Origin of the sequence: Pantoea sp. CTOTU50773 (assembly GCF_032082325.1) — a bacterium.
GTDB lineage: Bacteria > Pseudomonadota > Gammaproteobacteria > Enterobacterales > Enterobacteriaceae > Pantoea > Pantoea communis.
The window spans coordinates 1-13,642 of the sequence record NZ_DAMDQC010000115.1 but is presented as its reverse complement, the minus strand read 5'-3'; the positions used below and the strand labels follow the sequence as shown (position 1 = coordinate 13,642).

Genomic DNA, 13,642 nt, shown 5'->3' with positions numbered 1-13,642 from the left:
ACCTGTAGAAATGCAGAATATTCATCTTTGTTAACGAAATGTAAACACTAAAATGCGCATCTCTTTGAATTCTCATCCAGCAGCATCAAAAAGCTTCATCAATTGAAACAGGTGGTCACGGATCTAATTTTCACGCATTCCAGGCCTATTCCTATTTAATATTGCTGAATGCTTTTGCTCCGCTTATCAATCCAGTAAAAATTAACTTACATAACAAGGTATTGTCTTAGTTCACCCCTTTTATATTCTGTTTCTACAAAAGAAGAGCCTTGCTTATTCCTTTCTGGAATTTGTTAGCGAAATCGATTCCAGTTAATTTCAACCGTGACAGTTAGCCAAATAACTGCCCTTCTAAAAATATAAAAAGATTACACACAGCAAATATATCGCAGGAACCTATAATATGAATAAAGGCATCTATTACTACGTGACAATCAGTACCGATCAAGAGGGCTACCACCTCTTGCATCGGAAAGAGTGTAAACGTCTACCCGTTAAGGAGGATATGGTTTTTATCGGTACGCTCTATAATTTAAATCAGGCTTTATCAACCGCTCGTATTAATTTTAAAAAGGTGAAACCCTGTATTAAATGCTGCATTCGTTACTCTGCTCCTATTATTCGCGAGTCAGTACGTCCTGTACTGCATTTCCCGCAAAAGATGATCTAAACGGTTTGGGCGGTTGAATTGCATTCATCCGCCCGCCGTTATTCTATGCCTGCCCTGCACACTTCCATTTTTCGTCTATTCTTCTGTGAAATCCCTTTCAACAGACATGGAGTTCATTATGAGCTTGTACAGCACGCTTGAAGAAGCTATCGACGCCGCACGCGAGGAGTTTCTCGCCAGCCAGACGAATGTGCACGAAGACGATGCCAGCGTGAGCCAGTTCTCGCTACAAAAGTACGTGATGCAGGATGGTGACATCATGTGGCAGGCAGAGTTCTTTGACGGTGAAGATGAGCAAGGTGAATGCCTGCCGATCTGCAGCGGCGAAGCAGCCCAGGCGATATTTGACGGCGATTTCGACGAGGTGGAACTGCGTCAGGAGTGGCAGTCGGAAAACACCCTGCACGAGTGGGATGAAGGGGAATTCCAGCTGGAGCCACCACGCGATCTAGAAGAGGGTGAAGCTGCGGCAGAGGAATGGGAAGATGACGATAGCCCATCGGATAAATGGGCGTAAGCGTTACTCGTAAGGGCCGTGGCTGGCATCGACGGGCAGCAACAGCGTATCCATCACGAGCGAGAGTGGCAGATCAAGGATGGTCAGCACGCGCCATGGCCCGTCACGCACATCCCATTGCACACCGGGATAATACTGGCTGCCATGTCCCTGTCCCGGGACGGTTCGGCTGATAATACTGCCGCAGCCGCTCAACACGAGTGTGGTGGCACACAATAGGGTTAATTTAAGGAAATAATTCACAACATTTACTCACAATGAACTGGCGTTAGTTTAACCGGGTCACGGGTGGAATAACTACACCTGTGCGCGTAAAGATTGTGTTAGTCAGCATGTTGGCAAAAAAAAGCGGCATCGCTGCCGCTTTTAGATTTTCGAGGTTAGCGCTGTGGAAGCGCCTCAGGATTGAGTGTCAATTTCTGATAACTCTCCACCCATTGATGATATTTCTCTGCACTTTCCCACAGGCGTGAGTGCACGCGCGCCAGCACTACTGGGTCACTGATGAGCTGCAAACGCTGCTCGCGGTTCAGTTTCTCAGGCGCATCGCTCAGTGCCTGATCGACACGGCGGTCGCGTGCATGATCCAGCAACGCACTCTGATTGTGACGCGACGTGGCCATTGCGGTTGCCAGTGCATTGAATGCCGGGTTGAATAAGGCATGCATAAAGCCATTCTTCAACGCCCGCTCGCGGTTCAACTGCAGGTAGTGATCGGTATCAACCAGCTCTTTCGGTGGTTCATACTCTTCCGGGATCAGGAACAGCTTCGCATTCTTACTCTTCTGTCCCACCGTTGCACGGCTCGACATCACCGACACGAACGGCGACAGAATCAGTGAGAACACAATCGGCGCCAGCCACCATAAGAAGTTCAGATCGAGCACACCCATACCGGCCGCCCAAACGATACCTAACAGCATCTGAGAACCATGACGACGGAAAGCTTCGCCCCATGGTGTAGCATCGTCATCACGCTGCGGTGAGTTCCACACCACTTCCCAGCCGAGGAACGCGCTGACCACGAATACCGTGTGGAACAGCATACGCACCGGTGCCAGCAACACCGAGAACAGCATTTCCAGAATCAGCGAGCAGAACAGGCGAATGGCACCACCATACGGTTTGGCACCTTTGAACCAGATCAACACCACACTGAGCAGCTTCGGCAGGAACAGCAGTACCAACGTGGTAGAGAACAACGCGATCGCCAAATCAGGACGCCACTGCGGCCACACCGGGAACAGCTGGCGCGGTTGCAGGAAGTAGGTCGGTTCCATCAGCGTATGTACCACCTGCAACGCGGTGGACAAGGCGAGGAACATAAACCACAACGGTGCTGACAGATAAGACATCACACCGGTCAGGAACACCGCACGGTGAACCGGGTGCATCCCCTTCACCAGGAACAGTCGGAAATTCATCAGGTTACCGTGGCACCAGCGACGGTCACGCTTCAGTTCATCCAGCAGGTTCGGCGGCAGTTCCTCGTAAGAGCCCGGCAGATCATAGGCGATCCACACCCCCCAACCGGCACGGCGCATCAGCGCGGCTTCAACGAAGTCATGTGACAGAATTGAACCGGCAAAAGAACCTTCACCAGGCAGCGGTGCTAACGCACAGTGCTCGATGAACGGCTGAACACGGATGATGGCGTTATGGCCCCAGTAGTGCGATTCACCCAACTGCCAGAAGTGCAGACCGGCGGTAAACAGCGGGCCATAGACGCGGGTCGCGAACTGCTGACAACGCGCATAAAGCGTGTCCATGCCTGACGCTTTTGGCGACGACTGGATAATACCGGCGTTCGGATTGGCTTCCATCATGCGCACCAGTCCGGTGAGACACTCACCGCTCATCACGCTGTCAGCATCCAGCACCACCATGTAGCTGTAATTGCTGCCCCAGCGACGGCAGAAGTCATCGATGTTGCCGCTTTTACGCTTCACACGACGACGGCGACGGCGATAGAAAATCTTGCCTGCGCCTCCGACATCACGCACCAGCTCCATCCAGGCTTTCTGCTCAGCGATGGCGATATCGGCATCGTAGCTGTCGCTCAGGATATAGACATCAAAGTGCTCGGCATTACCTGTGCGCTGCACCGATTCCCAGGTGGCACGCAGACCGGCGAATACGCGTTCAACGTCTTCGTTACAGATCGGCATGATCAGCGCAGTACGATGCTCCGGATTGAGCGGCTCATCACCCGTGGTCGAATACGAAATGCTGTATTTGTCGCGACCCATCATCAACTGCAGGAAGCCCATCAACGCGGTCCAGAAACCAGCGGACACCCAGCAGAACAGAATGGCAAACAGGAACAATATCCCGGTTTGCAAAATGTAAGGCAGGATCAGCTCTACCGACTGCAGCCAGTTCTGGTTAAACAACTCGATAGGATCGAGCAGCGTCCAGCCCTGATATGGCAGAATGGTTTTCATGTACCAGGTCGCCACTACCGTCTGTAAAATCGTCAGAATCAGCAGGACATAACGGCGCATAGAACCGACATGACGCCACTTATCTTCGGTCTTTTGCTCTTCCGCTGTGGCATAACGCGGCGTGGATTTTTTCCCACGCACAGAATCCCATGCACGCGCGATCGGGTTGGTGCGCCAGATCTCAGGGAACATCAGCGAGCGCTTCACTTTAGGCATCGCCTTCAGCGTGGTGCGGTCGAGATAATCCTTACTGAGTTGTTGACCCTCGGCCAGTGAATCCGGCCAGGCCATCTGTACGCGTGATGACACCGATTTTAGCGGCGCATCATCCGGGCGATCGCTGGCGGCAACATCTTGCCCCAGCGCCGTATGAATAGCGTGGAACGCCTGGGCATTCTGTAACGAATCACTCAGACGAGCGCGCCCCGCCGCATTAAGCGGCAGGGCCTCCACGTAAGATTGAGGTAAAAAAGTCGATTTATTCATTGGCAGGTAGCTGATAGCTCCAGGTTTCCGTCAATGTCTTGTCGCCGCTCACCAGCGCCGCACGCATTTCGGTCGGCTGCTTGTTATCTTTCACGCGCAGACGCAATACCAAACGCCAGCCTTTGGTCACCGGGTTGTAGCGCACACTCTGCTCAACCACGTCGGCGTTGTTGCCCACACTGACCTGAGGCGCGACCTGGGTATTGTCCGGTAATTTGCTCATCGCTTTACCGACGAAGTCGATGGTAAAGGCAATGGAGCCATCCGGCTGACGTACCAGGTTAGACTGCTTCACATCACCCGCAGAACGCAGCGTGTTTTTCACCCACGCCACATCATCCTGATGCAGTTGGTTTTCATCACGCGTGAAGTGCAGACGATACTGGAAGTTCATCTCTGTGCCCGGCTCAGGCAATGACTCTGGCGTCCAGAAGGCCACGATGTTGTCGTTGGTTTCATCGGCCGTTGGGATTTCGACCAGTTCAACTCGGCCTTTACCCCAGTCGCCCTGTGGCTCAACCCAACCGCTTGGACGCAGGTCGTAGCGATCGTCGAGATCCTGATAATGGCTGAAATCACGGCCACGCTGCAGCAAACCGAACCCTTTAGGGTTTTCCACGGTGAACGTGCTCACCGCCAGATGTTTCGGGTTGTTCAGCGGACGCCAGATCCACTCGCCGTTGCCAGCATGAATCGACAATCCGTTAGAATCGTGCAATTCGTTACGGAAGTTGGTCACCGGTGAAGGCTGGTTAGCACCAAACAGGAACATGCTGGTGAGTGGCGCAACACCCAGCTTGCCGACGTTATCACGCAGGTAAACCTTAGACTGCACATCCACCGTCGACTCTTTGCCCGGCTTGATAATGAAGCGATAAGCACCGGACGCACGTGGTGAATCCAGCAGTGCATAGATCACCAGCTGCTTGTCCTGAGGTTTTGGACGTTCAATCCAGAACTCTTTAAAGCGCGGGAACTCTTCACCTGATGGCAGTGCAGTATCAATCGCTAAGCCGCGCGCTGAAAGACCATACACCTGACCTTCGCCAATCACGCGGAAATAGCTGGCGCCCAGGAAACTGGTGATTTCGTCGTCTTTACCCTTTTTGTTTAAAGGATACAGTACTTTGAATCCGGCAAACCCGAGGTTCTTGACGGAATCAGCATCGTGTTTCACGTTGCCGAAGTTGAAATAGTCAGGGTTATATTTGATTTCACGTACTGATGAGGCGGTGACTTCATTAATTTTCACCGGCGTATCAAAATACATGCCCTGATGGTAAAACTCGAGCTTAAACGGCGTGCGCAGTTTGCCCCAGTATGCTTTGTCGTGGTTAAACTGGATCTGCTGATAATCCGCAAATTTCATATCACGAAACTGAGAGGGTAAATTGCTCTTCGGCGCTTCGTAACCCTTCCCTGCCAGCGCCTTGGCTTGTTTTGCTACATCATCAATGTTGAACGCCCAGCTATTGTTGGCGTACAACGCCAGCAGAACTGCCGCGCCTACCCAGCGCATTTTTACCAGTCCCACTTTTTTATTCACTTTATTTAGCACATCCCCCCCTTTCGTGTGCTCAGATCAAACCCGTTTATCTTAAAGGATTATTCGGTTTTCCGACAGCTTATGCACAAGATTGTTCCGCTGATTTGTAAGCTGAAAGTGTGCTTTTCGGATAATTAAACCCTTCAGGTTAAGATACAGAATCACCTGATAGTATACGCTGTTTACAGGCGGTAGAATTTTCAGCCAGCATAATCCGGTTTCAGGGTGAAACCGGCAAGTAAACTGACAAATTGGAAGCTTATGAGTTCAGCAAAACCCGAACGCGAATATTTTCTCGACTCCATTCGAGCGTACTTAATGTTATTAGGCGTGCCCTTTCACGTCTCGTTGATTTACTCCACACAGCGCTGGGCCGTGAATAGCCACGATGCCTCAATGTGGTTAACCGTTTTGAATGACTTCATCCACGCCTTCCGCATGCAGGTGTTCTTTGTTATTTCTGGTTATTTTTCCTACATGCTTTACCTGCGCTATCAGCCACAACACTGGCTGAAGGTCCGCATGGAGCGTGTAGGTATCCCGCTGTTAACCGCCATTCCGCTCATTACCCTGCCGCAGTTTTTTATGCTAAAAAATCTGACCGACAAAGTGGGTCATTGGGATAGCTTTTCTTGGTATGACAAGTACAACACGCTGGCGTGGGAACTGATTTCTCACCTGTGGTTTTTACTGGTTTTAGTGATTCTGACGGCATTCGGCATGCTGACCTTCCGCTGGCTGAGCACTCAGCAGCGGAAGATTGATTATCAGCAGGTAGGCTGGGGGAAACTGACGCTGGCACTTCTGGCTTATGCATTGGTCTGGTGTCTGTTCCGCCGCGCGCTGTTTTATGCCGTACCGGCCGTGTTCGCCGACGGTCTGTTCAGCGTGGCCGTGATGCAAACCCTGACGTTCCTGCCGTTCTTTATGCTCGGTGCGCTGGCATGGAAACATCAGGCGCTGAAAGCCTTGTTTGTGCGCTTCAATCCGGTGATGTGCTTTGGCGCCATTGCGGTGTTTATCGCCTATAGCCTGAATCAACGCTACAGCAGCGGCGATGGCTGGCTGTATGAAATCGATGAGGTGATCTCAACCCTGATGGGACTTTGTATGCTGAATGTCTGCTTTAGCTTTGGCCACAAGCTGCTGAACAGCCACTCACCGCGCATCATGTATTTAGTGAATGCCTCACTGTTTATCTATCTGGTGCACCATCCGCTGACCATTTTGTATGGCATCTACGTCACCCCACACATTAGCAGCAACACGCTGGGCTTTTTTGTGGGCTTGCTGATGGTGTTTGGGATTGCTTTTACGCTGTACGAAATCCATCTGCGCATTCCGCTGTTGCGTTTCCTGTTCTCAGGTAAACCACAGCGCAATGAAGTTAAAACGCCCTCTGCTACACGGTAATCGGCATCAGCCCCCACAATGTGGGGGCGATTGTTGTCCGGTGCGCCAGCATGTCCTGCGGCATTTACAACAACCACTCCACCGGTAAGCGCCACACCAATCGCACCAACAGTCGTTGTACCCACGTACACTGCGGCTCATGCTTGTGCACCACCTCACCTGCTTTATCGGGATATTCAACCCAGTTCACCCGCCCCCAGTTGTCCAGACGCAGTGCCCAGGCACGATCGCGCATCCCGGCAATAAAGCGCTGATGGGTTTGCTGCGCCAGGGCTTCACTCTCAATCACCAGTCCCATTTCGGTATTCAGCACCGCAGAGCGGGGATCAAAATTAAACGAGCCGATAAACACTTTTCGGTTATCGACGGTGAAGGTTTTCGCATGCAAGCTTGAGCCGGAATTACCGGTTAACCCACGGTCATGTGGGGCTTCACTGGCATTCGCTTGTGGCTTCATCTCATACAGCGCAATTCCATGACGCAGCAGCTTTTTACGCCAGCGCGCATAACCTGCGTGCACCACGGACACATCATTGGCCGCCAGTGAATTGGTGAGTATGGCGATTTTGACACCCCGCCGCTTCAGTGCGACCAGATGAGCCACGCCGGCACGCGTGGGCACAAAATACGCCGAAATGATATCGAACTGCTGTTGCGGTGTGCCAATCACCTCCAGCATGCGTTGCGGCAACAGGCTGGAACGTTTCGCTTTGCCAAGTCCCTTGCGCGGATCATCACTCAGCAGACGCGATTCGGCCCACGTCATCTGCATTGATCCCTGTTCCATTTGGCTGACAAAAGAAGAGTGCTCCAGCCGCGCCAGATAACGCTGAACGGCTTCACTCTGCTGCCACTCTGCCGGTAAACGCACAGCCTGATGGGCATCGCCCGAGACATCTACCACCGCGCGCAAGGGGGAAACCGCTTTGCTCTGCCAGTAGCGCTCGAAATCGTGCGCGACTTGGTGTACCACCGGACCAATCGCCAGCACATCCAAATCGGTAAACAGCGGCTCATCGCCAGTCGCGAAATATTCGTCGCCGATATTGCGCCCACCGACCAGTGTCACGGCCCCATCCACCGTCAGGCTCTTGTTGTGCATGCGTCGATTAAGTCGGGCGAAATCAGTCAGATAACCGAGCGCGCGCAGGGTGCGAAAGGAAAAGGGATTGAATAAGCGCACCGCAATATTGGGATGACGATCAAGTTCGGCCAGCGTGTCATCCAGGCCCGGCGTATTATTGTCATCTAATAGCAAGCGAACGTTGACGCCCCGTTCGGCGGCATCCAGCAATGCGCTAAATAACAGACGGCCAGACATGTCGTTGTGCCAGATGTAGTACTGCACATCAATAGTGTGTTGCGCCATGCCCATCAGCAGGTAGCGCGCGGCAAAGGCGTCTAAACCATCGTTGAGGGGATGGATGCCACTCATCTCGGGATGCAGCGCACAACGTGCATCAACAATCTCTCGTAACCCTTCGCCCGCTGGCGGCTGCTGAACGGATGCTGCTTCACTCATACCGAATCCCTGAATTCACTGGATCTATTATTGTTAGTCTTACCGCATCGGATGGCCATCAGAGATATCTGCTACCGCTCGCTGACGCGTCTTTAGTTTACAGTCTAGACTTAGGCGTGCGTTCTGCATCCGACGTTTACCGTGAGGAGAGGATGATGACTCAGCAATCCCCGCGCCATCACCCGCAGCTTTTCCGCAGTTTCTTCCAGGGTAGCTTCCCCTGCTCCACCGCCTGCCGCAGCGGGGGCCGTCGTATGGATATGGTGATCAGTAGTGGTCACGATATGTTACTGGAGAAAGATTACGCTGCGTTGGCGCAGGAAGGATTACACACTGCCCGCGACGGTGCACGCTGGCATCTTATCGAAGCCACGCCTGGTGAATATGACTGGCGCAGCTTTTTACCGATGGTCCATGCCGCCGCACGTCACGATATGCAAATCATCTGGGAGCTGGCGCATTTTGGCTACCCGGAACATCTCGATATCTGGCGTAGCGCCTTTGTCGATCATTTTGAGCGTTTCGCACGTGCCATGGCGCAGTTGATGCGTGATGAAGGCGTTGAACACCCTTTTTTCACCCCAATCAACCAAATCTCCTTTTGGTCATGGGCCGGGGCAGATGTTTCCTGGCTTGATCCCTATGCCAGCGAGCGCGGCCGCGAGCTAAAACGTCAGCTGGTACGCGCCTCGCTGGCGGCGATGCATGCGGTTCGCGAGGTTTATCCTGATGCGCGCTTTGTACTCACCGATCCGCTAGTGCAAATCGCCGCCGACCCCGACAACCCCGACAGCAAACCCTACGCAGATGCACAGCATCAGGCCCAGTTTGAAGCCTGGGACTGGATTGCCGGGCGTGATGCGCCAGAGCTGGGCGGGCGTGAAGACTTCCTCGATATTCTCGGCCTGAATTACTATCCCGATAACCACTGGTTCTTTTCCGGCGACACCATCCCTGCTGAACACGCCACTTATCAACCGCTGCATCGCCTGTTGTTGCAATGCTGGCAGCGCTATCAACGTCCATTGCTGCTGGCAGAAACCGGTGCCGAAGGAGACGCGCGCGCGCCCTGGCTGCGGCATGTCACGGAACAGGCGCTGTTAGCGCTGGACGAAGGGGTGGCGCTGGAAGGCATTTCGCTCTATCCGGTAGTCGAATATCCGGCCTGGGCAGACGATCGACGTTCACCTGGCGCGCTGTTTGGCCTGGGCGATCCCAATGGCAATCGCACGCTACACGAAGCCCTGGCGTTAGAACTACGCAGTCAGCAAATTAAGTGGCACAACCGGGAAAAACTGAATTAAGAGTGTTGCGTCGGATGAACTTTTGGCGGACAGGTTTGTACATCAAGCGTGGGATCGGCGGGATGGCGCACATCGGTCAGCCATGTCATGGTGAACAGGAACACCACGCCAATTAAACAGGCGGAGAGCAGGCCAATTATGGCAATCAGTTTGTCATCTCGGGCTTCCATCGACATCTCCTTGCAGGCTTCCATGAACTGTTGCTGACCTTAGCTCATCCATAACGTCACCATCAGGACGAAGATTATAAGGGTAACAGAGGTCACTGCAAGTACCACAATAGCGAAGTGCGCATCATCCAGAGATTGTCGTAAAGGCTCGTCGTGATCGTCAGGTGGCGCGGGTGAACTCATGTCGACTCAATAACAAAAGACTTTTGTGCGCGGGATTGCCGCACTGAGTGTAATGGAATGCGTGGCAAGGTACAGAATTATTTCAGTATGAAATGACAACAGGGACGCAATGGCGTCCCTGTTAAGAGCCGGATTAGAAATCGTAGCTCATGGAGACTTTCAAGGTGCGAGGGTCGCCCTGCACCAGATAGGTGCCAGTACCATCTACGTTGGCCCAGTATTTCTCATTGGTCACGTTATCCACACCCACGCGCCAGACCAGATCGTTCTGGCTGACCTTCATGCGGTAACGCACACCCAAATCGAGCGTGGTATAGCTACCCAGTTTCAACGTATTGGCTGAGTTAGCATACTGCGAACCGGAGTGATTCAGCATGGCTGTCGCGGTCAAACCATCAACAGGCTTGATGTCGTACTCAGCACCCAGCACATAGTTGTAACGAGGCACACCGATAGCCTGTTTGCCATCATAGGTGCCGCCGGAGGTTTTCGTCATCACTGGATCGATCCAGGTCGCACTGGCATTCAAGCGCAGACCCAGAACCGGCTCACCAAAGACGTTGGCTTCCAGCCCACGGTGACGCTGCTCGCCATCCATCACATAAGCGCCGTCGCTGTTTAACAGGCCTGATGGTTTCTTGATTTCAAAAAGACCTAACGATCCGCCCATGCGACCGAAGTCGGTTTTCACCCCGATTTCGTTTTGCTTGGAGTGTGCAACACCCGTTACGCTGCCATAGTTAGTCGCGGTGTTAGGTGCCACGCTGCCTGGCTGTAACGCTTCGGTGTGGTTCGCGTAGAAGGACACCTGTTTCCACGGCTTATAAACCACGCCGTAAGTTGGCATCCAGCGATCATTGGTATAACGAGAACTGACATCTTCCGCGCCTGTTCCGTAAGCATAATTACGCACCACCACTTTCTGATGACGCGCACCCACGGTGAACAGCAGCGTATCGTCAAACACGCCTAATGTGTCACTCAGCAGATAACCTTGCGTACGTGTGCGGGCTGTCGTCAGCGGATCTGAGAATTTACCACCGGCGAAGGTCGCTGCCGGCTCTGCAACATCACCGCTGTTGTATATGTTGAACGGCGTGCCGACCAGCGACATGTTGTAGGCGTTTTTGGCATTGGTGGTTAATGCTGAATAGCCCACATTGACTTTATGACTGACGAAACCGGTGTGGAAATCACCGCGCAGACCCACCATACCGCTCATGTTGTCCTGAATGCGGTTGGAGTAGAAGCTGCTGATAGTGCCATCACCATTAGTGTCGGTAACCGTTGGCGAACCATAGTTACCGGTTTCGTGGGCGTGCTGCGCACCCAGTCCGGCATAGGCCGTCCAGCTATCGGTGATATCGTATTCCGCTTTCGCCATTCCGAATTCGGATTCCATATCGCTATACACCCATTTCTGGCTGTAGTTATGCGAATTGGAGGGAACTTCTGGAATGAAGTCGCCGAATTTCACGCCTTGCAGCGCATCATGATAGGTCTTTTTCTGATAGCCCACGTCCAGTGAGGTGCGCAGACGATCGCCACGATAATCCAGGCCCAATGATGCTGCCGTGGTGCGTTTCTTTTCGCCATCGACGCCAGTCTCACCTTCGCGATGAACTGCATTGAAACGTACGCCAAACTGGTTGTTATCACCGAAACGACGACCCACGTCCAGCGTTCCGCCGACCTGAGAAGAAGAGGTGTAATCCACGCCAACGCGGGTAATCGGCGTATCTTCCGCGTGCTTCGGCTCAAGGTTGATCATGCCACCGACGCCAGATGACGCCGCGCCGTTAACCAGGCTGTTAGCGCCTTTGAAAATTTCGACGCGATCAATCAGGGAAGCGTCCATCACCTGACGCGGCACCACGCCTGCCAGACCACCGAAGGTCATGTCGTCGCCATCCAATTCAAAGCCACGGATGCGATAAGCCTCGGCAAAGTTACCGTAGCCTTTAACATTTTGAACGCCTGCGTCATTACGCACCACGTCAGCGATGGTTTTCGCCTGCTGATCCTGAATCATTTTCGAGGTGAAGCCGATGACGTTAAACGGCACGTCCATGGCATTCTGCTCACCCAGCATGCCGAGGCGGCCGCCGTGGGCGATTTGCCCGTCGAGGTACGCGGGTACTAAATCATTGCCGCCGGATTTGAAGTCAGCTTGTGGCGTTGCGGTCACAGTCAGCGTCTGCTGCTCGTTTTTGGCCGCGGTTGAAGACGTTGTGGTGTTGGTGGTAGCAGCCATCACTGGCAAACAACCGGCACTGACCAGAACAGCAAGCAGCGTCGGTTTCAGTCCGGGATTGAAAGGCGAAGTACGCATGGATATCCCCTGATACGAAATATATTGATAATCATTTTTATTACGGTTTGCGATTATGCGGAGTGTTATTACGAAAGCAAGCAAAATCGCTGAACTTCCTCAACTCAGCGTGGTCAGATGCGCTTATTTGTTAAGAAAACGAAAACACCCTGCGCTAATTGCCCTGACCACTGTAATTTCACTCAGAAAATGTGGGGATTTAAGGCCGGTAAAAATAAGAGTACCGCGGCTTCGTTTATTGAAACCGCCGTCAGTCTGGGGGATTTAGGCGTTGTGACTTCGTTGATTGAAACCGCTGACTGTGTGGGAATTTAGGCGTCGCGGCTTCACTTATTGAAGCCGCTGACAGACGGGAATTCAGGCGTCGCGCCAACGTTTAAACACCAGTGAGGTGTTGATACCCCCGAAGGCAAAGTTGTTGGATTGAATATAATCGGTATCGATCGAGCGTGATTCGCCGATGATATAGTCCAGATCGCCACACTCTGCGGCGGGCTGCGTCAGATTCAGCGTGGGCGCAAACCACCCTTCTCGCATCATCTCAATGCTCATCCAGGCTTCCAGTGCACCACAAGCACCGAGCGTGTGACCAAAATAGCTTTTCAGCGAGGAGATTGGCGTGTCATTGCCAAAAATCGCCGCGGTGGCCTGACTTTCAGCGATGTCGCCGCGATCGGTGGCCGTGCCATGGGCGTTGATATAGCCAATCTGCTCCGGCGTCACACCCGCCGTTTTCAGCGCGCGTTCGATGCAGATCTGCATGGTTTCACGCTGCGGCTGGGTAATATGCGCCGCATCACAGTTGGTGTGGAAACCCACCAGTTCGGCGTAAATGGTGGCGCCGCGTGCCTGGGCATGCTCCAGTGATTCGAGGATCAAGGTTCCCGCGCCTTCGCCAATCACCAACCCATCGCGATGCTGATCAAAAGGTGACGGTGAAGAATGCGGTGCATCGTTGCGTTGGCTGGTGGCAAACAACGTGTCAAACACCGCCGCTTCGGAAGGACACAACTCTTCCGCACCGCCCGCCACCATCACGGCTTGATATCCATGGC

Annotated in this window: 11 protein-coding genes; 4 read left to right on the top strand and 7 right to left on the bottom strand. The window is 53.1% G+C overall.

The genetic code is table 11. From position 1 onward, the window contains the following. Window positions 1-403 precede the first annotated feature (403 nt). Together RT340_RS16520 and RT340_RS16515 are read left to right on the top strand one after the other, a co-directional pair. Window positions 404-670: a hypothetical protein gene (locus RT340_RS16520; RefSeq protein WP_034820172.1), complete on the top strand. Its 267-nt coding sequence runs from the start codon at window positions 404-406 to the stop codon at window positions 668-670. A gap of 118 nt (window positions 671-788) precedes the next feature. Further along, a complete protein-coding gene (locus tag RT340_RS16515; RefSeq protein ID WP_313377194.1) occupies window positions 789-1,187 on the top strand; it encodes a MysB family protein in 399 nt (132 codons plus the stop codon). 3 nt (window positions 1,188-1,190) lie between these two features. Here RT340_RS16515 and RT340_RS16510 read toward each other — a convergent pair whose 3' ends face one another. The 3 genes from RT340_RS16510 to RT340_RS16500 all read right to left on the bottom strand — a co-directional run bounded on the left by RT340_RS16510 (window position 1,191) and on the right by RT340_RS16500 (window position 5,645). Beyond that, on the bottom strand, window positions 1,191-1,430 hold the full coding sequence (locus tag RT340_RS16510) for a YceK/YidQ family lipoprotein (RefSeq protein WP_211727775.1): 240 nt from the start codon (window positions 1,428-1,430) through the stop codon (window positions 1,191-1,193). A gap of 137 nt (window positions 1,431-1,567) precedes the next feature. Further along, window positions 1,568-4,117: a glucans biosynthesis glucosyltransferase MdoH gene (gene mdoH / locus RT340_RS16505; RefSeq protein ID WP_313377192.1), complete on the bottom strand. Its 2,550-nt coding sequence runs from the start codon at window positions 4,115-4,117 to the stop codon at window positions 1,568-1,570. Further along, entirely contained in the window at window positions 4,110-5,645 is a 1,536-nt protein-coding gene (locus RT340_RS16500) for a glucan biosynthesis protein G (protein ID WP_283216031.1), read from the bottom strand. The genes mdoH and RT340_RS16500 overlap by 8 nt, the downstream gene beginning before the upstream one ends. 279 nt (window positions 5,646-5,924) lie before the next feature. Between RT340_RS16500 and mdoC the strand changes: the two genes are divergently transcribed. Next, window positions 5,925-7,076: a glucans biosynthesis protein MdoC gene (gene mdoC / locus RT340_RS16495; RefSeq protein ID WP_211727773.1), complete on the top strand. Its 1,152-nt coding sequence runs from the start codon at window positions 5,925-5,927 to the stop codon at window positions 7,074-7,076. Between the two features lie 64 nt (window positions 7,077-7,140). Here mdoC and RT340_RS16490 read toward each other — a convergent pair whose 3' ends face one another. After that, window positions 7,141-8,598, bottom strand: a complete 1,458-nt coding sequence (locus RT340_RS16490) for a phospholipase D family protein (RefSeq protein WP_313377190.1) — start codon at window positions 8,596-8,598, stop codon at window positions 7,141-7,143. 155 nt (window positions 8,599-8,753) lie between these two features. Between RT340_RS16490 and RT340_RS16485 the strand changes: the two genes are divergently transcribed. After that, complete coding sequence (locus tag RT340_RS16485; protein ID WP_160832478.1) at window positions 8,754-9,902, top strand: beta-glucosidase; 1,149 nt, start codon at window positions 8,754-8,756, stop codon at window positions 9,900-9,902. On the opposite strand, the gene RT340_RS16480 is transcribed toward RT340_RS16485, so the two are convergent. The 3 genes from RT340_RS16480 to RT340_RS16470 all read right to left on the bottom strand — a co-directional run. Beyond that, window positions 9,899-10,072: a hypothetical protein gene (locus RT340_RS16480; RefSeq protein WP_166931874.1), complete on the bottom strand. Its 174-nt coding sequence runs from the start codon at window positions 10,070-10,072 to the stop codon at window positions 9,899-9,901. The genes RT340_RS16485 and RT340_RS16480 overlap by 4 nt on opposite strands. 316 nt (window positions 10,073-10,388) lie before the next feature. Next, on the bottom strand, window positions 10,389-12,587 hold the full coding sequence (locus tag RT340_RS16475) for a TonB-dependent receptor (RefSeq protein ID WP_058959611.1): 2,199 nt from the start codon (window positions 12,585-12,587) through the stop codon (window positions 10,389-10,391). A 357-nt stretch (window positions 12,588-12,944) separates the two neighbouring features. Then, window positions 12,945-13,642 (bottom strand): beta-ketoacyl synthase N-terminal-like domain-containing protein (locus RT340_RS16470; protein WP_313377187.1); only part of this gene is annotated, 698 nt, incomplete at its 5' end.

Excerpts from the sequence above, each read along its gene's own strand:
- RT340_RS16520 (WP_034820172.1), top strand. The coding sequence starts at position 404 with ATGAATAAAGGCATCTATTACTACGTGACAATCAGTACCGATCAAGAG.
- RT340_RS16515 (WP_313377194.1), top strand. The coding sequence starts at position 789 with ATGAGCTTGTACAGCACGCTTGAAGAAGCTATCGACGCCGCACGCGAG.
- mdoH (WP_313377192.1), bottom strand. The coding sequence starts at position 4,117 with ATGAATAAATCGACTTTTTTACCTCAATCTTACGTGGAGGCCCTGCCG.
- mdoC (WP_211727773.1), top strand. The coding sequence starts at position 5,925 with ATGAGTTCAGCAAAACCCGAACGCGAATATTTTCTCGACTCCATTCGA.
- RT340_RS16490 (WP_313377190.1), bottom strand. The coding sequence starts at position 8,598 with ATGAGTGAAGCAGCATCCGTTCAGCAGCCGCCAGCGGGCGAAGGGTTA.
- RT340_RS16485 (WP_160832478.1), top strand. The coding sequence starts at position 8,754 with ATGACTCAGCAATCCCCGCGCCATCACCCGCAGCTTTTCCGCAGTTTC.
- RT340_RS16480 (WP_166931874.1), bottom strand. The coding sequence starts at position 10,072 with ATGGAAGCCCGAGATGACAAACTGATTGCCATAATTGGCCTGCTCTCC.
- RT340_RS16475 (WP_058959611.1), bottom strand. The coding sequence starts at position 12,587 with ATGCGTACTTCGCCTTTCAATCCCGGACTGAAACCGACGCTGCTTGCT.